At 70.2% G+C, this 18,725-nt stretch carries 21 protein-coding genes; 8 read left to right on the top strand and 13 right to left on the bottom strand.

Annotated elements, in window-relative coordinates:
• Positions 1-304: 304 nt before the first annotated feature.
• The 4 genes from DAE25_RS12585 (at position 305) to DAE25_RS12570 (ending at position 5,285) form a co-directional block, all read left to right on the top strand.
• A complete protein-coding gene (locus DAE25_RS12585) occupies positions 305-1,261 on the top strand; it encodes a WcbI family polysaccharide biosynthesis putative acetyltransferase (RefSeq protein WP_159083706.1) in 957 nt (318 codons plus the stop codon).
• 358 nt (positions 1,262-1,619) lie between these two features.
• Complete coding sequence (locus DAE25_RS12580) at positions 1,620-2,705, top strand: DUF1972 domain-containing protein (RefSeq protein WP_107766535.1); 1,086 nt, start codon at positions 1,620-1,622, stop codon at positions 2,703-2,705.
• 367 nt (positions 2,706-3,072) lie between these two features.
• The gene (locus tag DAE25_RS12575) at positions 3,073-3,852 is read left to right on the top strand and encodes a hypothetical protein (RefSeq protein ID WP_107766534.1); all 780 of its coding nucleotides are present in this window, start codon (positions 3,073-3,075) and stop codon (positions 3,850-3,852) included.
• Complete coding sequence (locus DAE25_RS12570) at positions 3,849-5,285, top strand: nucleotidyltransferase family protein (RefSeq protein WP_107766533.1); 1,437 nt, start codon at positions 3,849-3,851, stop codon at positions 5,283-5,285. The genes DAE25_RS12575 and DAE25_RS12570 overlap by 4 nt, the downstream gene beginning before the upstream one ends.
• 81 nt (positions 5,286-5,366) lie before the next feature.
• On the opposite strand, the gene DAE25_RS23170 is transcribed toward DAE25_RS12570, so the two are convergent.
• The gene (locus DAE25_RS23170) at positions 5,367-5,720 is read right to left on the bottom strand and encodes a hypothetical protein (protein ID WP_159083705.1); all 354 of its coding nucleotides are present in this window, start codon (positions 5,718-5,720) and stop codon (positions 5,367-5,369) included.
• Between the two features lie 243 nt (positions 5,721-5,963).
• On the opposite strand from DAE25_RS23170, the gene DAE25_RS12560 reads away from it, so the two are divergent.
• Positions 5,964-7,370, top strand: a complete 1,407-nt coding sequence (locus DAE25_RS12560; RefSeq protein WP_107766531.1) for a polysaccharide biosynthesis tyrosine autokinase — start codon at positions 5,964-5,966, stop codon at positions 7,368-7,370.
• Here the strand turns inward: DAE25_RS12560 and DAE25_RS12555 are convergent, their stop codons facing one another.
• The 11 genes from DAE25_RS12555 to DAE25_RS12505 form a co-directional block, all read right to left on the bottom strand.
• Positions 7,371-7,808 carry a VanZ family protein gene (locus DAE25_RS12555; RefSeq protein ID WP_107766530.1) on the bottom strand — a complete coding sequence of 146 codons (438 nt, stop codon included), beginning with the start codon at positions 7,806-7,808 and terminating at the stop codon, positions 7,371-7,373.
• Entirely contained in the window at positions 7,805-9,289 is a 1,485-nt protein-coding gene (locus DAE25_RS12550; RefSeq protein WP_159083704.1) for a sensor histidine kinase, read from the bottom strand. Before DAE25_RS12550 ends, DAE25_RS12555 begins: the two co-directional genes overlap by 4 nt.
• A gap of 71 nt (positions 9,290-9,360) precedes the next feature.
• Positions 9,361-10,596 (bottom strand): iron-containing redox enzyme family protein, encoded by a 1,236-nt coding sequence (locus DAE25_RS12545; RefSeq protein WP_107766528.1) that lies wholly within the window; start codon positions 10,594-10,596, stop codon positions 9,361-9,363.
• The gene (locus DAE25_RS12540) at positions 10,593-11,774 is read right to left on the bottom strand and encodes a zinc-dependent alcohol dehydrogenase (protein ID WP_107766527.1); all 1,182 of its coding nucleotides are present in this window, start codon (positions 11,772-11,774) and stop codon (positions 10,593-10,595) included. Before DAE25_RS12540 ends, DAE25_RS12545 begins: the two co-directional genes overlap by 4 nt.
• Positions 11,775-11,861: 87 nt before the next feature.
• Complete coding sequence (locus tag DAE25_RS12535; protein ID WP_107766526.1) at positions 11,862-12,095, bottom strand: hypothetical protein; 234 nt, start codon at positions 12,093-12,095, stop codon at positions 11,862-11,864.
• 135 nt (positions 12,096-12,230) lie between these two features.
• The gene (locus DAE25_RS12530; RefSeq protein WP_107766525.1) at positions 12,231-12,995 is read right to left on the bottom strand and encodes a hypothetical protein; all 765 of its coding nucleotides are present in this window, start codon (positions 12,993-12,995) and stop codon (positions 12,231-12,233) included.
• A 77-nt stretch (positions 12,996-13,072) separates the two neighbouring features.
• A complete protein-coding gene (locus tag DAE25_RS12525) occupies positions 13,073-13,369 on the bottom strand; it encodes a DUF1416 domain-containing protein (RefSeq protein ID WP_056886959.1) in 297 nt (98 codons plus the stop codon).
• Entirely contained in the window at positions 13,369-14,223 is an 855-nt protein-coding gene (locus DAE25_RS12520) for a sulfurtransferase (protein ID WP_107766524.1), read from the bottom strand. Before DAE25_RS12520 ends, DAE25_RS12525 begins: the two co-directional genes overlap by 1 nt.
• 57 nt (positions 14,224-14,280) lie before the next feature.
• Positions 14,281-14,817: a DUF4395 domain-containing protein gene (locus tag DAE25_RS12515; protein WP_107766523.1), complete on the bottom strand. Its 537-nt coding sequence runs from the start codon at positions 14,815-14,817 to the stop codon at positions 14,281-14,283.
• A gap of 264 nt (positions 14,818-15,081) precedes the next feature.
• Positions 15,082-15,558 carry a thioredoxin family protein gene (locus tag DAE25_RS12510; RefSeq protein WP_107766522.1) on the bottom strand — a complete coding sequence of 159 codons (477 nt, stop codon included), beginning with the start codon at positions 15,556-15,558 and terminating at the stop codon, positions 15,082-15,084.
• A 66-nt stretch (positions 15,559-15,624) separates the two neighbouring features.
• Positions 15,625-15,915 (bottom strand): MerR family transcriptional regulator, encoded by a 291-nt coding sequence (locus DAE25_RS12505; protein WP_107766521.1) that lies wholly within the window; start codon positions 15,913-15,915, stop codon positions 15,625-15,627.
• 109 nt (positions 15,916-16,024) lie between these two features.
• On the opposite strand from DAE25_RS12505, the gene DAE25_RS12500 reads away from it, so the two are divergent.
• On the top strand, positions 16,025-16,453 hold the full coding sequence (locus tag DAE25_RS12500) for an Hsp20/alpha crystallin family protein (RefSeq protein ID WP_056886955.1): 429 nt from the start codon (positions 16,025-16,027) through the stop codon (positions 16,451-16,453).
• Between the two features lie 109 nt (positions 16,454-16,562).
• On the opposite strand, the gene DAE25_RS12495 is transcribed toward DAE25_RS12500, so the two are convergent.
• Entirely contained in the window at positions 16,563-16,826 is a 264-nt protein-coding gene (locus DAE25_RS12495; RefSeq protein WP_107766520.1) for a MoaD/ThiS family protein, read from the bottom strand.
• An 80-nt stretch (positions 16,827-16,906) separates the two neighbouring features.
• Between DAE25_RS12495 and DAE25_RS12490 the strand changes: the two genes are divergently transcribed.
• Positions 16,907-17,635, top strand: a complete 729-nt coding sequence (locus tag DAE25_RS12490; RefSeq protein ID WP_107766519.1) for a winged helix-turn-helix transcriptional regulator — start codon at positions 16,907-16,909, stop codon at positions 17,633-17,635.
• Positions 17,636-17,742: 107 nt separating this feature from the next.
• Positions 17,743-18,714: a hypothetical protein gene (locus DAE25_RS12485; protein WP_107766518.1), complete on the top strand. Its 972-nt coding sequence runs from the start codon at positions 17,743-17,745 to the stop codon at positions 18,712-18,714.
• Positions 18,715-18,725 lie beyond the last annotated feature (11 nt).

Genomic DNA, 18,725 nt, shown 5'->3' with positions numbered 1-18,725 from the left:
GTTGCGTAAACGTGCGTGCCAGCTGCCAGTAGCGCAGCCGGATCATTTCCTCGGTCCCGGATCCGAAAGCCGAAGGGACGCTTCAGCGATCCCCCCTGAGAACCTTCCGCGACGACCCCGGAAACGAATCAGTGCCATCAAGGGTCGCAGCAGTAGCAGGGGATGCGGCCGCCTTGGCGACGGAGCGATTCGGGGCGGTCATCGCCAACGTGATCAGTGCTACGCCATGCCCATGGCCGGCAGAGCCGCGGCGCGCGTCCCTGGTCCTTACAGAAGCTTGCTCCATCGTCGGTAGGGTTCGCGAGTGGATCCGAGACAAGCATTGAAGCAGTGGAAGTCGGTCGCCCAGATGTACGCGGCCGGTCGACGCGGCGAAAAGCGGCTCGTGGTGATCCACGGCAACTGTCAGGCCGAGGCCCTGCGGCACATGCTGTCGCTTGCTCCAGCCTTCCGGGAACGGTACGTCGCCACGCCAGTGCCACCCGTGCACATGATCACCCGATCACAGCTGCGCCCGCTCATGGACGTGGTCCGGCGTACTGACGTGTTCATCACCCAGCCCATCCGAGACAACTTGCGCGGGATGCCTATCGGGACAGCACAGGTTGCCCACTACCTTCCCTCACGCGCCCGCACCATCACATTCCCTTCGATGTACTTCGACGGCTTCCACCCCTACCAAGTCACGGTTCATGCCCCTGGCGCAGACCTAAGCACCGCGGCCCCGCTCACGGACTACCACGACCTCCGACTGATGCATGCCGCCGCGGAGAACTGGGACGCCCGGACTACCCAGGCGTGGCTCGACGGGCACTCCGCAGACGAGGCCTACGTACGCGCCGTCTACAGCGGTTCGATGCAGACACTCGAGGACCGCGAAGAACCGTTGGACACGAAAGTCACGCCGGGGATCCGAGAGCACGGAGGGCGCTCGTTTTTCACCCTCAACCACCCCTCAAACCTCATTGTGGGTGGCGTGGCAGCCCAGGTACTCACGTCGCTCGGACTCAGCACGGAGATGGACCCCCCGCGGCGGGAGTACTTGGACTCCCTGCAAGCCCCAGTCGACTCTTCGGTGCTCGCAGCACTCCGGCTACCCGATTTTGGCGGCACAAGTGACTGGCGTGTGCGGGGGCAACAAGTCGACCAGCCAAGAATTACCCAGACGCACCTTGCTTGGTACACCGAACACCCCCAGATACTCGAGTCGGGCCTGGCGAAGCACCTTGACCGGATGACCGCCGCGCGGTTCGCAACCTAGGTAGCCCAAGATGGGCGAGCCGTGGATGACGACCGGGCAAGCGTGGCACTGCCTGCATGCGGACTCAGCCGTCTGATGCCCATTCGCTCGCGACCCTTCGCGGTGTCACCCGACCTCGAGGCGGGCGGCGGTCGCCCCTCCGGAAGCGATCGCAAGTCCTGAGCTGCATCGCGCCGATCGGCTTCAAACCAGCACACCCCAACCGGTCGGCCCCACCCAAAAGCGTCTAGGCTGTCTTGTCGCCCTCGATTGACCTTCTCCGTGCACGAGAAGGAACTTCAGGGCATCACGATCTTTACCGACGACATTCGACAGCGGGAGGCTCGGGAGAGTGCCGAAAACACGCTTGCGCTTTGCCATGATCGGCACCCGCGGCGTGCCGGCTCAGTACGGCGGCTTCGAGACAGCCATCGAGGAGATCGGCGCTCGGCTCGTCGAGCGCGGACACGCCGTAGACGTCTACTGCCGCAACCCGGGCCAGAGCCTTCGTGAACACAAAGGCATGCGCCTCATCAACCTCCCCGCGGTCCGAAAGCGGTCCCTCGAGACGCTCAGCCACAGCGGACTCTCTGTCGCACATGCGGTCGCCAACCGCCCGGACGCCGCAATCGTGTTCAACGCCGCGAACGCCCCATACCTACCAATTCTCAAGGCGGCTCGCATCCCCACCGCGGTGCACGTCGATGGCTTGGAGTGGAAGCGCGAGAAGTGGAAGGGGGCCGGCGCGCGATACTACAAGCGTGCTGAAGAGAAGGCCGCAGCCTCCGGACTGCCCCTGATAGCCGATGCTCGAGGTATTGCGGACTACTTGATGGAGGCCTACGGCCTCACAAGTCATTTCCTCCCCTACGGTGCTCCGATCATTGACCCGGGGGCAGAGCGGTTGTCCGAACTAGGACTGGATCCTCGGGCGTACCACTTGGTGGTGGCGCGCATGGAGCCGGAGAACCACGTCGCTCAGATTGTCGAGGGTTACGTCTCCTCGCACCGCGACCATCCACTTGTCGTAGTGGGGTCCGCCCCGTATGGAGACGAGTACATGGCGCGTATCCGCTCGCTCGCCGAGCGGGGCGACGTGCGGCTCTTGGGTGCGGTGTGGGACCAAGAGGTGCTCAACCAGCTCTATGCCAACAGCCTCAGTTACCTCCATGGCCATTCGGTGGGAGGAACCAACCCTTCCCTGCTTCGTGCGCTCGGCTGTGGCGCGCCGGTGACGGCGTACGACGTGAACTTCAACCGCGAAGTCACCGCAGGTCACGCGTCGTACTTCACTGACCCCCAGTCCGCGGGTGAGGCGATAACCGCCGACGAGAAGGACTCCAAGTCAGCCGTCGCCAGAGGAGTCCTGGGTAAGGCCCATGCCGCACGGGCCTATCGGTGGGACGACGTTACCGACGGCTACGAACGACTGCTGCTCGATCTGGCGCACTCCAGGAGCCGATAGCCGCGAGGGGATACCTCAAGGTGAGGATTTTCAACCGTTGACTCCTGCCGCAAGACGCTGGATGGTGCCCAATGTGACCATGCACATTCCGCGACCTCGCCTCAACGGTGAGCATCAACCCATCGTCTGTCCCGAGTGCGGGCACAGCGAGGAGACCGGGCACCCGGTCCGTCACGTGAGTCGAGTCCTGGTGCGTCATCGTTGCTCGGCGGTCATCGACATGACCAGCATTGCAGGCGACGAGCACTGCGGATGCCCCGCGGCCTGCCATCACTGACATCGACCGCCTCGAGTAGTCGGGTCACGAACAGTCATCCGCCTGTCGGTTTTCTGCATTGACGGCATCGGGAGCCCGTAGCCTGCGTCTGTGACGAAGGCAGGTGAGGGCGAGCGTCTCTACGTGCGCGGACTCGGCGTCGACATCGTCATCCAGTCCGACCACCCCGCGATCGCGAGACGCGTTCGCGATGCCTGGCGAGATGCTGCAGTCGAGTCACCCGACTCCGATGCGCGCACCGTGACGGTGAGCTTCGAACCCGGGGCTGACGTCCACTCCCCCGACATCAACGAGATCATGCACACCCTCTCGCCTACGGTGACGCGCGAGGTGATTGGCGCACAAGCCGGAAGGCTGGTGATGCTTCATGCCGCTGCGCTCGCAAATCCTCGCACGGGGGCCGCGGCCGTCCTCGTCGCTCCCTCGGGAACGGGCAAGACGACGGCGGCCATGACGCTGGGCCGCACCCTCGCCTACCTCTCAGACGAAACCGCGGGCATCACGGAGGGCGGCGACGTCCTCGCCTATCGGAAGCCTCTGTCAGTGATCGAGTCACCGCTGTTCAAGACACAGAGGGCACCGTCGGAGATGGGATTGATCACCGAGGCCAACGCTGGACGACTGGCCGCCCTCTACATCCTCGAGCGCGACCACGAGCACCAAGGTTTCCCTGTGGTCGTCGCCCTCGACACGATCGACGCCTTGGCCGAACTAGCCCCCCAGGTCTCATTCCTTGGCAAGTTCGATCGCCCACTCCAGCGGCTGGCCGACCTACTGCACCGGGCCGGCGGCGCAAAGCGGGTTACCTATCGCGACGCGGAGGAACTCGCCCCCCTGCTAGCGCGAGACCTGGGTCACCTGACGTCATGAGAGTGCGCAGAGGCGACGTCCGTGATGCTGTCTACGAAGACGGTCGGGCAGCGGTCTACGTCGATGATCAGGTCATCGTCCTGTCCGAGATGGCCACGGTCATACTCGACACGGTCCAGGACAACGGCACGGCGCGCCTCGACGACATCACCCAAGTGGTCCTCGATGAGTTCGGACCACCTCCACGCCCCGGTGACGCTGCAGAGATGACCCGAAATCAGGTTCTCGACCTCATCGCTCACGGTGTTCTCGTCGACGACGATCCCATCGTGGCGACGGCGCCCACGCAGCGCAGCACCGAGGCGCTGAAGGACGCACTCCGTCACCTGAGGTCGTCGGACCACACTCGCTGGCAGATCCCTGAGGACGTGACACCCGGGGAGTTCCTGGCCAGCGGACGCCAGCACCATGTGACGTCCTTGGTCGCGCACCACATTGACCGACTCGTGCTGCCGTCGGACCTGGAGTCCGCGTTGAGAATGACGACCACACGGACCGACGCCTCGGTGCGACTTCTTGCAGGCGAGCTGGGCCGCGCGCTGGACGCCCTTGATCGGGCAGGCGTACGGGCTCTGGCCATCAAGGGCCTCGCCCTCTCCGCGCAGGCCTACGGCGACAGCACCGTGCGTGGAGCCGGCGACCTGGACTTGGTGGTCCCACCGGCCGATGTCGCGACGGCTCACAAGGCCCTCGTCGAGGCAGGCTGGCGCCATGACCCGGCTCATCCGATTCCCGGCTCATCCTGGGCATGGAGACACGCACTCCGGACGGGTTATGAGCTGACCCTCGAGTCCGACACCAGCGTCGTCGACCTTCACTGGCACCTGTCCCCGATGAAGAGCACGTGTCCTAGCTTCGACGACCTGTGGAAACGGCGCGAGGTGTTGAACCTCGGCCATCGCGAGGTGTCCACGCTCTCGCGCTACGACGCGCTGGCGCACTCGGCAGCCCACTCGGCCAAGGACGAGTGGCGATGGATGCGCAGCCTAGTGGACGTCCACGCCCTAGCATCGGACTCCCGGACATGGCATGCGGACCGCCCTCTGCGACATGACGAGCTCGTCACATTAGGCCTATCGGTCCTCGCCCTCGGCAGGCCCGATTGTGCTCCACCGGTCGTCGACCACGCCGTCCGCCTCGCCCAGCCGTACTGGGATGACTCCACAGCCCTGCACCTGCACACCCTGCAGACCCACGTGTCGCCAGCCACGCCAGGGACGACACTGATACGCACCCTGCGTGGCTCGTGGCGCAGTCGGTCCGCCATCACCGAGGTCCCGCGTGTGCTCTCGCGTTCGTTGCTCCCGACGTGGCTTACCGTGGACGAACCCTCCACGACTGTCCTTGTGGCCGCGCCGCGAGTGATGGCTCGGCGCATACGACTCATGATTGGTCGCCTCGCCCGGTCCCGAGGTGGCCCTCAGCGTCTCTAGCCCGGTGATCAGCACTACCTTCGTAATCCCGGAGGCGGGTGCTCTCCGGGTCACCGGCGAGCGGGCGCGGTTCGCGGTTCGTCAGCCGATGAAGGTGACTGTCTTCGTCACAGAGTCCTGACCAACGCGGATGATGACGTTGTGGGTGGAACCGATCTGGCCGACGCCGGTCATCTTGGCGTGCCAGCGCGTCCCGTCCCAGCTCGCAGCCCTGGTTCCGATCGTCACGGAGGTGACCGCCCCGACGCCGGGCTTGCATCCGATCGACAGGTAGAAGTTGGCCCCGTTGCGCGTGGGGTTGGTGACGCTGCACGCGTCGACGGAGATGGCCGCGAAGGCGGGCGCCGCCACTGCGATGGAGACGGCCGGCGCGGTCCACGCCGCGGTGCGGAGGACGGTGCGGCGGGTGGGCTGGAGGCGGGGCTGCGTGCTCATGAAAAGTCCCTTGTGGGTCGTATGGCGCCGTGGCAGGTGGTCCCGAGGACTGGAGTCAATCGCCCAAATGAGGGATGCAAACGGCCTGTGGGGGGCCCGTTCACGCACCGTTCCGAGATGTGCACGCGGCGTGGAAAACCGGACTGGTCCAGTAACGGAGTGGTTGAAGCGCCGCCTGCCGAGCGGCCTCGCGCCTAGACTCGCCGCGGGCAAAGACCCGCCTCCGACCACAGGGATGTCTCGATGGAACTGGCCGACTACTTGCGCATCCTGCGCAACCACTGGATCGCCGTGACGGCGATGGTGATCGTGGCCGCTGCCGTCGCGTTCGGCTGGAGCAGCCTCCAACCGAAGGTCTATGCCGCGAGCTCGTCAGGCTTCGTGACGTCCGGCTCCGGGGGCGACCCAGGCCTCGACAGCCTCAACGACTCGCTCTCCAAGTCGCGGGCGGCGTCGTACGTCGTGCTTGCCAAGGACCGCGAGACCGCCAGCATCGTCATCGACGACCTCGGACTCGACACCGCGCCGGAGAGCCTGGTCGGCAGCATCGACGCCGCGCAGACCCCGGAGACCGTGCTCATCCAGATCACCGCGCGCGCCGGCACCCCGGAAGACGCCCAGGAGCTGGCCGATGCGTGGGTGGGTGCCTTGGCGCGGCGGGTGTCCGACATCGAGGGTGCCAAGGGCGGCCAGGGGATGCGGATCGAGGTCTCCGAGTCGGCCCAGCTGCCGACCAGCCCGGTCTCGCCCAACGTCCAGCGCAACGTGCTGCTCGGCGCGGTCCTCGGCGCCCTGCTCGGCGCCGGCTATGCCGTCGCCCGCACCCTCCTCGACCGTCGCCTGCGATCGACCGAGGACGTGGAGCGCGCCGCCAAGCTCTCGGTCGTCGGCTCCGTGCCCGACCTCGGCAAGCACGACGACCTCTTCGTGACCGCGAGCGGCGTGGGGACCCATGCCCAGGCCGCGGAGGCGATCCGCCGGCTGCGGACGAATCTCTCTTACATGGACGTCGACAACCCGCCACGGGCCATCGTCGTCACCAGCCCCAAGCAGGGCGACGGCAAGTCCACCGTCGCGGCCAACCTCGCCGCGGCCATCGCCCTGTCGGGCCAGCCCGTCACCCTCGTCGACTGCGACCTGCGCCGGCCCAACGTGTCACGCAGCCTCGGGCTCGACGACACCGTCGGGCTCACCGACGTGCTCGCCGGCCGGGTGCAGCTCGTGGACGCCGTGCAGGAGCACCCCGAGATCACCGGCCTGAGCGTGCTGACCTCCGGCAGCCGGCCGCCCAACCCCAGCGAGATCCTCGGCTCCCAGGCCATGCGGGGCGTCGTCGCCGACCTCGCCCGCGTCGGCATGGTCGTCATGGACGCTCCCCCGCTGCTGCCCGTCACCGACGCCGCGATCGTCGCGCACAGCGCCGACGGCGCGCTCATCACGGTGAGCGCCGGCCGCACCCTCGACACCGAGCTCACCTCGGCCATCGAGCACCTGCACGCGGTGCACGCCCGGCCGCTGGGCGTCATCCTCAACCGGGTGTCGCGCCGCAACGTGGGGTCGGGCAACTACGCCCACTACGGCTACGCGCCCGACGACTACGTCGAGACGACCGCCCCCGAGCAGAAGAGCAAGGGCTCCGCCCGGTCCTGATCAGGCCGGTGAGTTCGCGGCCCGCCGCGCGCCCCCGCGACGTACGGCGGCCACCACCAGGGCGCCGAGGCAGCAGCCGGCCGTGTTGGCCACGACGTCGGAGAAGGACCCGTGCCGCGCCGGGAGCAGCAGCAGCTGCACGGCCTCGACCGTCCCGAAGAGCAGGAACGCCCAGGCCGTCCAGTCGCGCCAGGACGGCTTGGGCCAGACCACCGACGCCAACAAGGTCGCTGGGGCCGTCAGGAGGACGTTGAGCATGATCTCGATGGTGTTGTCTGCCGACCGGCGCTGCGCCCCGGCGTCCACCGCGACGTCCACGAGCGCGGCCAGGATCCGGTCGGGCCCTCCGGTGCCGGGCGTCAGCACCACCAGGAGCAGAGCCATCACGTAGACGAACAGCAGGACGCTGCACACGGCGATCCGCCGTTCGCCGTTCACCCGTCTCCCGGGGCCACGAGCGGGATCCACGCCGTGAAGGTGCTGCCCCGGCCGACCTCGCTGTCGACCCGGACCTCGCCACCGCACGCCTCCACGATCGAGCGCACGATGTTGAGCCCGAGGCCGGTGCCGGCCGTGAGCTTCACCCGCTCGGTGTCCGCCCGGTAGAAGCGGGCGAAGAGCCGGGCCACGTCCTCGGGGGCGATGCCGATGCCGGTGTCGGAGACCTCGAGCACCATCCGGTCGTCGACCGCCCGGAGCCGCACGCGCACCTCGCCGCCGGCGTCGGTGTACTTCAGGCCGTTGGACACCAGGTTGTCGACCACCTGGCGCAGCCGCTGCGGGTCGCACATCGCCAGCAGCGAGTCCGGCAGGTCTGCGGACAGGTCCACCCCGGCGCCGGTTGCCATCGGGCGCGCCGCCTCGACGGCGTCGCGCACCACCGCGGCCACGTCGGCCGGGATGCGCCGGACCTGGAGGGTCGCGTCGGCCTCCTGCGCGACGTACAACAGGTCGGAGACGAGCATCTCGAGCCGTGCGGCGTTGCGGTCGACGACGGCCAGCTGGGTGCGCACGTCGTGGGGCAGGTCGCGGCGCTGCTCGAGGATCTCGAGGTGTCCCAGCACGGAGGTCAGGGGGGTGCGCAGCTCGTGGGAGACCGAGGCGACGAACTCGTCCTTGACCGCCAGCGCCCGCATGAAGTCGGTGACGTCCTTGTAGGCCAGCGCCGCGCCCGCGAGGCTGCCGTCGGCGTGCCGGGTGGAGCGTGCGGAGACCGACAGCGCCCGTCGGGTGGCGGGGTCGCTGCCGACCCAAAGCCGTACGTCGTCGAACTCGTCGCCCGCGGTCGCCCGGTGCGACGGCAGATCCTGGCGGGCCATCGGCGTCACCCCGTCGGCCTCGAAGACCTCGCCGGTCTGTCCGGCCATCCCGTGGTGGCCCTCGGGGTAGGCGAGCCTCATGAAGTCGCTGTGCCGCCTGTTCACCTGCTCGTAGCGCCCTGACCGGTCGATGAGCACCAGCCCCACGTCGACGGCGTCGTAGATCGCCGCCACGGTCCGCGCGTGCTTCTCGATGGTGGCGTTGGCCTCCTCGATCCGCTCGGCGGCTATCCGCTGCTCGGTGACGTCGACGATCTGGGAGATGAAGTGCAGCGGCGCCCCGTCGTCGTCGCGCAGCAGCGCCACCGACAGGTCGCCCCACAGCACCTCTCCGTCCTTGCGGACGTAGCGCTTGTTGAGCCGGTACGACGCCCGCTCGCCCGCGAGGGTCGCCGCGACGAGGTCGGTGTCGGTCGCCAGGTCCTCGGGGTAGGTGATGTCCTGCCAGCTCATCCCCGTGAGCTCGTCGCGGTCGTAGCCGAGCATCGCGCAGGCGGCCTCGTTGACCGCCAGCATCTCCCCCGCCGGGGAGGCGACCATCATGCCCACCGGCGAGTGGCGCATGGCGAGGCGCAGCAGGGCGTCACCCAGGTCCTGCATCGACACACCCCCTCCGCCCGGCGGCACTCTAGTGCGCCCGGCGTCGGAGAGGGAATGGTCCGGAATGACCGTCAGGTCCTGACCTTGTGGGTGCCGTCGCACCACGGCTGCCGCGCCGAGCCGCCGCACCGGCAGACCGCCGTCACCGGGCGGGTCAGCGCGTGCACCTCGCCGTCGCGGTCGACCCACTCCTCGGCGCCGCGCACCAGCAGCGGGCCGTCCTCGCAGACCTGGAGCCGGGGTGCTCCCCCGCGTGCCCGGCCGGGCGGTGAGGGCAGCAGCGCGCTCTCCTCGTCGTGCCAGGCGTCCAGGACCAGGTCGGCCATCTGGTCGTCGAGCCACGCGCCACCAATCGCCCCGAGGAGCACCTGCCCGGCCCGGCCGGCGTCGCCGCCGACGAAGGGCGCGCACATGGAGCGCACCGCGATCTGGTCGTGGATCGCGTCCGCCGTGACGTGCTCGTCGAAGTAGTCCGTGACGTCCTCGCCCAGGCCCAGCCGCCGGGCCGCGGCGGCGTACATGCCGTGCGGGAGCGAGCTGGTCGCCTCGTACATCGCGAGGTGCCCCAGCGTCGCGCCGAGAAGCCGGCGCTGCATCCCGCAGACGGCCATGAAGTTGTTGACGGCCAGCACCACGGCCGGCACCCGGTCGACGTGCGCGCCGTACGTCGCGTCGACGCCGCTGGCCGCCATGGCGCGGGCGAAGAGCGCGGCGTGCTGGCGAGTCGGGTCGCCGGAGCCGTACTCGTCGTACTGGATCTCGGTGAGCGCCACCTTGACGGCGCCGTGCGCGCGCGGGATGGCCCACGAGTGCGCGTCGCCCTCCTTGAGCTGGTAGACGGACTTGAGCACCAGCAGCTCGCGCCACTGCTCCAGGCTCGCCTTGCGGCGCACGTGCCGCGCCAGCGATGAGCGGCTGCCGTCCCCGACGACGGCGAAGAGCGTCGTGGCCGGGTCGGCGACCATGCCGGGGACCTGCTCGGTGATCGCGTCCGCCACCTCGGCGTGCACGACCTCCTCGAGCCGACGGCCCAGGACGGTACGCAGCCGGGTCAGGTCGGGCTGCCACTCCCACTCGTCGTCGACGCCCTCGAAGCCGCGGTGGTGCAGCTCGAGCAGCATCCACAGCGCGAGCTGCGCGTCGCCGTCGTGGACGTAGCCGGCGGCCTCGTCGAGCGCGGCCAGCGCGCCCTCCACGTCGGGCGCCAGGTGGGTGCGCCCGGGCGGGCGCGACAGCGTCGTCGCGACCGCCCCCGAGAGCGGACCGCGGGGTTGCGGCAGCGGGGCGCGTACGTCGGAGCCGGTCACGGCTTGAGGACCACCTTGAGGCAGTCGTCGGCCTTGTCGCGGAACATCTGGTACGCCGCCGGCGCCTCGGCGAGCGGCAACCGGTGCGTCGCGAGCGTCTCGAGGCCCAGCGGGTCGCCGTCCTCCATCACGACCGGGACGATCTCGTCGACCCAGCGCTTCACGTGACACTGGCCCATCCGCAGGCTGATGCCCTTGTCGAACATCTCCATCATCGGGAACGGGTCGCTCATGCCGCCGTAGACGCCCGAGATCGACACGGTGCCGCCGCGGCGTACGGACGAGATGGCCCCACGCAGGGCGCCGAGCCGGTCGATGCCGACCGTCTTCATCAGCGGCTTGGCGACCGCGTCGGGCAGGTAGCCGACCGACTTGATCGCGCCCTCCGCGATCGGGGTGCCGTGCGCCTCCATGCCGACCGCGTCGAGGGTGCCGTCGGCGCCGCGGCCGTCGGTGAGGTCGCGGACCGCAGCGGCGATCTCCGCGGGCTTGATCGCGTCGATGATCTCGACGCCGCGCTGGCGGGCGACGCCGGCGCGGTAGGCGTCGGGCTCGACGGCCAGGACCCGGATGCCCCAGTGCTGGGCGATGCGGGTGGCGAGCTGACCGACCGGGCCGAGGCCCATGACGAGCAGCGTGTCGCCCTCGGAGACGGCGGCGTACGCGACGCCCTGCCACGCCGTGGGCAGGATGTCGGAGAGGTAGAGGAAGCGCTCGTCGGCGACGCCCTCCGGGACCTTGATCGGGCCGAAGTGGGCCTGCGGCACGCGGAGGTACTCCGCCTGGCCGCCGGGCACCGAGCCGTAGAGCTCGGTGTAGCCGAAGAGCGCCGCGCCCTTGTCCTGCTCGCGGACCTGGGTGGTCTCGCAGGCGGCCATCAAGCCGCGCTCGCACATCCAGCAGCGGCCGCAGGAGATGTTGAACGGGACGACCACACGGTCGCCCGGGGCGATGTGGGTGACCTCGGGGCCGACCTCCTCGACGATGCCCATGGTCTCGTGACCGAGGACGTCGCCGGCGGAGAGGAACGGGCCGAGCGGGTCGTAGAGGTGGAGGTCAGATCCGCAGATGGCCGTCGACGTCACCTTGATGATCGCGTCGGTCGGCTCCTCGATCCGCGGGTCCGGGACGTCGATGACGCGGACGTCGCGCTTGCCTTGCCAGGTGAGTGCCTTCATCAATCCACCGTCACAGGGTCGTGGGCGGGCTGTCAGACCCGGAGGGGTGGCGGGTTGTTCGTCACACCGCCCTCCGGGGTGACGTGGTCAGCCGCGGTCGGCGGCGAGCGCCGCGACGTCCACCTCGCGGCCGTCGGAGATGTGCTGGGTCACGGCCTGGCGCTGGGCGTCGGTGAGGTCGATGCCGACCTCGGCGAGCGCGGCGTCGAGCTCCTCGCGGATCGTCCCGTCGGTGGCGCTCTCCTGCCACGACGTCACCCGGTCGACGACGTTGCGCAGGGCCTCGGTCCGGGCCTCGGTGGTGGCGTCCTGCTCGGTCATCTGCGGCTCCTTCGTCGGGGTGCCCGCCTTGAAATGGCGAGTATCTCCATCGTGCTGTTCGCGATGGGGTCGGACAAGGAATCCCCACCCCTACGGGGCGGTTGGCCAACCCACTGGAACGCGCGCCAACCTCCGTCAGGGCGAGGCGAGCGAGCGGACGAGCCGGTCGAGCTGCAGTTCCAGCTGGGCCTCGTCCACGTCGCTCCGCGTGCTGAGGAGGGCCCGGTCCCGGTCCTCCATCAACGCGACGGTGACACCGTCGACTCCCCCGAGCTTCTCCTCGAGCGAGGCGTACGCCGTCGCCCCGAGCCGTGAGTCGATGTCCTCGGGGAAGGACACCTGCCACCGGCCCCGGCCGAGGGCCGTGAGCTCGACGAGGGCGTCCTCATCTCTGTGCGGTGCCGTCGCCCCCTCCGGCAGCTGGGCCAGGTTGTGCTCGACGACGCTCCGCAGGCGACCCGGGTCACCACCCGACTGGGCGAGGCGCAGCGCGCCCATCACCTGCCGCCAGGGCGGGGCGATGCCGGGCAGGTCCACCACCGGCTTGAGGTGGTAGGCGCTCTTCGGGTCCTCGTCGAGCACCCACGGGAGCGGTCGGCCCGCTCGGGCGGCGTGGAGCTCCGCCACCCAGGCCATCAGCCCCTCCGCGAGCGCGGCGCCGTACGCCGACCAGCCGACCGCCGCGAGCGACGCGTCGTACCACTCGGGGACGGGCTCGACCGGCCGGTCCTCCCCGATCCGCCCGACCACGGTGACGACCAGGCCGTCGAGCGCCTCGACCGACGGCGCCCCGACGCCGACCTCGTCGACGAACCACGGGAGGCGGTCGCGCAGCATCCCCGGCCACCGATCGCAGAAGTCGCGGGCCTGCTCGGGCGACGCCGGGCTCCCCGTCAGCATGGCGACATCATGGCAGCGGACGACGAAGGCCGCCCCGTGGATCAGCACGGAGCGGCCTTGTGTCGTAGCAGGGTGGATCAGATCGCGACCGCGACCTCCGCCACCGAGCCGGTCGCCGCGACCACGCGGGTGTCGACCGGGTCGGCCTTGGGGGCCAGCGTGCGCAGGGTCCACTCGCCGTCGTTGGCGAAGAAGCGGAAGTGACCGGTGGCGCTGGTCGGCACCTCGGCGGTGAACTCACCGGTGCGGTCGAGCAGCCGGACGTACGCGTTGGGGACCGGGTCCTCGCCGCGGAGCACCTGGCCCTGGATCACGGCCTCCTTGGCGACGTCGACGCCGTCGAGCGACAGGCCGCCCTCAGTGGCGCCGCACATCAGGCGTCCGCCTTGCCGGGCTCGTCGCCGAGGGCGACGGGGACGCCGACGAGGGAGCCGTACTCGGTCCACGAGCCGTCGTAGTTCTTGACGTTCTTGCGGCCGAGGAGCTCGGTCAGGACGAACCAGGTCAGCGAGGAGCGCTCACCGATGCGGCACAGCGCGATGGTGTCCTTGTCGGTGTCGAAGCCGACCTCGTCGTAGAGGGCCGTCAGGTCCGCGTCGGACTTGAAGGTGCCGTCGTCGTTGGCGTTCTTGCTCCACGGCACGTTGACCGAGGTGGGCACGTGGCCGGCGCGCTGGGCCTGCTCCTGCGGGAGGTGGGCCGGGGCGAGCAGCCGACCGGCGTACTCGTCGGGGCTGCGCACGTCGACCAGGTTCTGGGTACCGATCGCGGCCACGACCTCGTCGCGGAAGGCGCGGATCGAGTGGTCCTGCTCCTGGGCCGTGTACGACGTCTTCTCGCGGGTGGGCAGCTCGTCGGTCAGCTCGCGGGAGTCGAGCTCCCACTTCTTGCGGCCGCCGTCGAGGAGCTTGACGTCCTGGTGGCCGTAGAGCTTGAAGTACCAGTAGGCGTAGGCGGCGAACCAGTTGTTGTTGCCGCCGTAGAGGATCACGGTGTCGTCGTTGCTGACGCCGCGGTCGGACAGCAGGGCCTCGAACTGCGACTTGCTGACGAAGTCGCGGCGGACCTGGTCCTGCAGGTCGGTGGTCCAGTCGAGCTTGATGGCGCCACGGATGTGGCCCTTGTCGTAGGACGTGGTGTCCTCGTCGACCTCGATGAGGACGATGCCGTCGGTGTCGAGGTTGTCCTCGACCCACTGGGCGGTGACGAGCGAAGACTCGCGGCTCATGTGATTGCTCCTTGGTGTGTGAACTCGGGTGTGAACGGGTGTGTCGGTGTCTGTGGGTCAGGCGGTCGCGCGGGCTGACTCGGTGGTTGAGGTGCGACGAGCGCCAGCGAGGAGCCTCGAAACCAGGAGGTAGACCTCGCAGCCCAGGCAGAACGCGAAGACCGCGTTGAGCAGGGCGGCGGCCAGGGCGAACCCGACCGCGACCTGCCCCAGGACCGTCGCGCCGGCCAGGAGGGCGACCAGGCCGACCAGCGCGAAGGCGAGGCCGACCGCCTGGGCGAACCGCGGCGGGGCCGGATCCTCCAGCTCGGTCGGCGGGGCGAGGCGGGGCCGCACCAGGGTGCGGAACAGCCACGCGGTGGGGGTGCGCTGCACTCCGGCCACCGCGCCGATGGCGAAGAGCACGGTCTGTACGCCGAGCAGTGCGATGCCGGCCGGGTGCGGGGCGAGCAGCAGCACGGCGGCGAGCACCACGGCGGTCAGCGCCGCCGCGAGCTGGGGACCGCGCGGGTCGATGCCGGCCGGGGTAGTGACCGGCGTGCCGGTCGGGGCGGCGTCGGCGCGCTCGGTGGCGCGCTCGTGGATCGTGGACATGTCTCTCCTGCGGGAAGGCCGGGATGGGCTCGTCTCGAGTCCGGATCCCTGCCAAGCATAGTCCACTTAAACAGTAGACTTAGGGGAGGTTGATCGACGGACCCGTCACCGCATTCGACACAGCGCCGAGCGCACGCGGCAGTGATCCACTGCGCGTCGCTTGGTCAGGAAGGTCGAGGACATGATGTGAACCCTAGGGATCTGCGAGCCCGGTTCATTCCCGCGTCTCGGAATGTGGATGGGCGTTCCACATGTCGGACGCGCTCAGTCGGTGGACGCGAGGGCCGCGAGCACCTGCTCCTTGCGCGGCGCCCCGGCAGCCCGGGTCACCTCGGTGCCGTCGGCCGCGAGGACGATCGTGGTGGGAGTACGCAGCACGCCGAGGCGGCGGACGGCCTCGAGGTGGTGCTCGGCGTCGACCTCCACGTGGACCACCCCCGGCACGACCTCGGCCACGTCGGCCAGGATCCGCCGGGTGGCGCGGCAGGGCGCGCAGAAGGCGCTGGAGAACTGGAGCAGCGTGGCCCGCTCCCCCAGGGTCTCGCCGACCTCGGCGACCAGCGCGGCGCCGGGCGGGGTCTCGACGGGGGCCTCGGGCCGGGTCTCGGCTCCGCTCGATGCGTCGTCGGCGCCGCGGACCTGGTGCGTGCCGCGGAACCGGCCGTCGGTCGCGGCCCGCCACAGTCCGACGACGAGCGCCAGCACGACGGCTGCGACGAGGATCCAGGCACCGGTGGTCATGGTGGGCCCAACGCCGCGGAGCGCCGCGGTGTTCCGGGCCGTCCCCCAGCTCCCATCAGGCCTGCATCACGCCCGCGCGGCCGCCCGCAGGCGGCGTACGTCTCCGCGCAGGCGGGCGTTGTCCGCCTCCAGCTCCAGCACCAGGGCGATGCCGGCGAGGTTGAGCCCGAGGTCGAGCAGGTCCCGGATGCGGCCCAGTCGGTCGACGTCGTCACGGCTGTAGAGCCGCGTGCCGCCGGCCGTCCGGTCGGGGGCGACCAGGCCCTTGCGCTCGTAGACGCGGAGGTTCTGCACGTTGGTCCCGGCCATCTCGGCGGCCACCGAGATGGCGTAGACCCCGACGCGTGGTCCGGTCATCGCACTTCCTCCCCTGCAGGACTTGAACGGCGCCGCTCCAGGCGCTATATAAAACCTGTAACCAACGATACAGGTCGCCGAGCGGCGACCGCATCCCCGGGAGGAGATCATGTTGATCCGCACCACTGACCCGTTCCGTGACTTCGACCGCCTCGCCCAGCAGCTCTTGGGCACGACCAACCGCCCGGCCGTGATGCCGATGGACGCCTGGCGCGAGGGCGACACGTTCACCATCGAGTTCGACCTGCCCGGTGTCGCGCCGGACTCGATCGACCTCGACGTCGAGCGCAACGTCCTCACCGTCCGCGCCGAGCGCGTCTCCCGCAACGGCGACTGGGAGATGCTCGCCTCCGAGCGACCGCGCGGGATCTTCAGCCGGCAGCTCGTGCTCGGCGACAACCTCGACCTCGACCGCATCGAGGCGGCGTACGACGGCGGCGTCCTGCGCCTGCGCGTCCCCGTCGCCGAGAAGGCCAAGCCTCGCAAGATCGAGGTCACCAGCAGCAGCGACTCAGGTCGCACCGCGATCGAGGCCTGAGCCGGACGAGGCCGTCGCGCCCCTCACGCAGCGTGGCGCGACGGCACCATCGGGGGGGTCGCCCGGACGAGACGGGCCTCGGCGGAGCGATCCGCCGGGGCCCCGCCCGTCACCCGCCGGCGAAGGGTGGCAGCAGCTCCACGACGTCGCCCGGCTGCACCAGCACGGCGCCCGGGTCGCGCGATCCGACGGGCTGCTCGCCGACCAGCACCGAGCACACGCCGACCACCCGCTCGACGTCCGAGCCGGGGTGTGCGGCGACCACGCGGCGTACGAGATCGGCGAGGGTGACGGGCCCGTCGACGGGGAAGTCCTCGCTCGCGACCCCCGCCGCGGCCCGCGCGGCGGCCCAGTAGTGCACGGTGACAGCCATCTCACCCCCGTGCGTTCGTCCCGCGGTTGCTTCCATGTCTCGTTATCCTTCCCTATCCGCCCCACCCGGAGGAGACGGACATGAGCACCCTGCTCCTGCTGACCAGCGCCCTGCAGCCCTCGGCCGAGGTGCTGCCCGCCCTGGCCCTGCTCGGCCACTCGGTCCGGATCCTCCCCTCCGAGGGCAGCGCGCTGCTCGAGGCGCCCGACTCGGACCTCCTGCTCGTCGACGGCCGCCAGGAGCTCGCCCACGCGCGGGACCTGTGCCGCCTGATCCGCACCACCGGCACCGACGTGCCCGTGCTGCTCGTCGTCACCGAGGGCGGCCTCGCCGTCGTCGCCCACGACTGGGCGATGGACGACGTCGTGCTGCACACCTGCGGCCCCGCCGAGCTCGAGGCCCGCATCCGGCTCGCGATCGGTCGCCTCACCGCCCAGCGCGAGGCCGACGACCCGGCCGCACACGTCATCCGCACCGGTGAGGTCGTCGTCGACGACGCGACGTACACCGCCAAGGTCAGCGGGCGCGCGCTCGACCTGACCTACAAGGAGTTCGAGCTCCTCAAGTTCCTCGCCCAGCACCCGGGCCGCGTCTTCACCCGCCAGCAGCTGCTGCAGGAGGTGTGGGGCTACGACTACTTCGGCGGCACCCGCACCGTCGACGTCCACGTGCGCCGGCTGCGCGCCAAGCTCGGCCCCGAGAACGAGCACTTCATCGGGACCGTCCGCAACGTCGGCTACCGCTTCGTGCTGCCGTCCAAGGACAAGGCCGCCGAGCACTCCCCGGCCGAGGAGACCTCGGACGCCTGACCGGGGAACATCGTCCCGCTCCTCGCGGGAAGATCTTCCCCGATCGTGTTGTCCACAGGCTGCGATCCGCGGGTGTCGCCGCGCAGGCCACCGGGGATGCATCAGGGGTGTCCCTCGATGCCGTCGCCGACCTACTGGTCCTGCAGGACGGCGTCGTCTCGCGCACCCAGCTCCTTCACGCAGGGCTCACGAAGTCGCGCGTCGACACCCTTATCCGCCGCCGCGAGCTGGTCGCCGTCCTCCCCGGCGCCTACGTCAGCCACACCGGCACCCCGACCTGGTCCCAACGCGCGTGGGCTGCGGTGCTGTACGCCGGGCCCGCTGCGGCCCTGCACCTCGGCTCCGCACTCCACCTCACGGTCGACCACCGGGGCGTGGCCCGACCCAACCCCGTCGGACCCGTGCACGTGGCGATCGACTGGACCCGCCGGGTCCAGGCACGACCGGGGCTGCGGATCCACCGGGTCCGCGGCCTCGCGGGGATGGTCCGCTGGAACGCCTCCCCGCCGCGGCTGCGCGTCGAGCTCGCCGCGCTGGAGGTCGCGCACCGCGCTCGCGACGACCTGGCGGCCATCTCCGCACTGGCCGACGTGGTCGGCGCGCGACGCACCACCGCGGAGAAGCTCCGCACCGCGGCAGCGGGGCGCACGCGACTGCGCCGGAGGTCCCTGCTGCTCGCGCTGGTGGAGGACCTGGACGCGGGCACCCAGAGCGTGCTCGAGCACGGGTTCCTCACCCGCGTCGTACGCCCGCACGGGCTGCTGGAGCCGAGCGACCGCCAGGCTCCGCGGACCGGAGCCCGGGGCCGCGAGTACCGCGACGTCGAGTACGACGAGCTCGGCCTCACCGTCGAGCTCGACGGCGTCACCCACGACACCGCCACTGCCCGGGCCGACGACGCCGACCGGGACCTCGACGACCTGGCCTCCGGGCGGGTGGTGGGCCGACTCCGCTACCGGCAGGTCTTCGGGACCCCCTGTCGGACTGCCGCCCAGCTCGCCACCGTCTTCCGCGTCCGCGGGTGGGAGGGCACTGCCGTGGCGTGCGGCCCCGCCTGCGACCTCGCCGACACGACGTGATGATCGGGGAA

Source organism: Nocardioides terrigena (assembly GCF_003047265.1).
GTDB classification, from domain to species: domain Bacteria; phylum Actinomycetota; class Actinomycetes; order Propionibacteriales; family Nocardioidaceae; genus Nocardioides; species Nocardioides terrigena.
This window is presented reverse-complemented; position numbering and strand designations above follow the sequence as displayed.

Coding starts and splice junctions, on each gene's coding strand:
- DAE25_RS12580 (WP_107766535.1), top strand. CDS start 1,620: ATGATCGGCACCCGCGGCGTGCCGGCTCAGTACGGCGGCTTCGAGACA.
- DAE25_RS12570 (WP_107766533.1), top strand. CDS start 3,849: ATGAGAGTGCGCAGAGGCGACGTCCGTGATGCTGTCTACGAAGACGGT.
- DAE25_RS23170 (WP_159083705.1), bottom strand. CDS start 5,720: ATGAGCACGCAGCCCCGCCTCCAGCCCACCCGCCGCACCGTCCTCCGC.
- DAE25_RS12560 (WP_107766531.1), top strand. CDS start 5,964: ATGGAACTGGCCGACTACTTGCGCATCCTGCGCAACCACTGGATCGCC.
- DAE25_RS12550 (WP_159083704.1), bottom strand. CDS start 9,289: ATGCAGGACCTGGGTGACGCCCTGCTGCGCCTCGCCATGCGCCACTCG.
- DAE25_RS12540 (WP_107766527.1), bottom strand. CDS start 11,774: ATGAAGGCACTCACCTGGCAAGGCAAGCGCGACGTCCGCGTCATCGAC.
- DAE25_RS12535 (WP_107766526.1), bottom strand. CDS start 12,095: ATGACCGAGCAGGACGCCACCACCGAGGCCCGGACCGAGGCCCTGCGC.
- DAE25_RS12530 (WP_107766525.1), bottom strand. CDS start 12,995: ATGCTGACGGGGAGCCCGGCGTCGCCCGAGCAGGCCCGCGACTTCTGC.
- DAE25_RS12525 (WP_056886959.1), bottom strand. CDS start 13,369: ATGTGCGGCGCCACTGAGGGCGGCCTGTCGCTCGACGGCGTCGACGTC.
- DAE25_RS12520 (WP_107766524.1), bottom strand. CDS start 14,223: ATGAGCCGCGAGTCTTCGCTCGTCACCGCCCAGTGGGTCGAGGACAAC.
- DAE25_RS12515 (WP_107766523.1), bottom strand. CDS start 14,817: ATGTCCACGATCCACGAGCGCGCCACCGAGCGCGCCGACGCCGCCCCG.
- DAE25_RS12510 (WP_107766522.1), bottom strand. CDS start 15,558: ATGACCACCGGTGCCTGGATCCTCGTCGCAGCCGTCGTGCTGGCGCTC.
- DAE25_RS12505 (WP_107766521.1), bottom strand. CDS start 15,915: ATGACCGGACCACGCGTCGGGGTCTACGCCATCTCGGTGGCCGCCGAG.
- DAE25_RS12500 (WP_056886955.1), top strand. CDS start 16,025: ATGTTGATCCGCACCACTGACCCGTTCCGTGACTTCGACCGCCTCGCC.
- DAE25_RS12495 (WP_107766520.1), bottom strand. CDS start 16,826: ATGGCTGTCACCGTGCACTACTGGGCCGCCGCGCGGGCCGCGGCGGGG.
- DAE25_RS12490 (WP_107766519.1), top strand. CDS start 16,907: ATGAGCACCCTGCTCCTGCTGACCAGCGCCCTGCAGCCCTCGGCCGAG.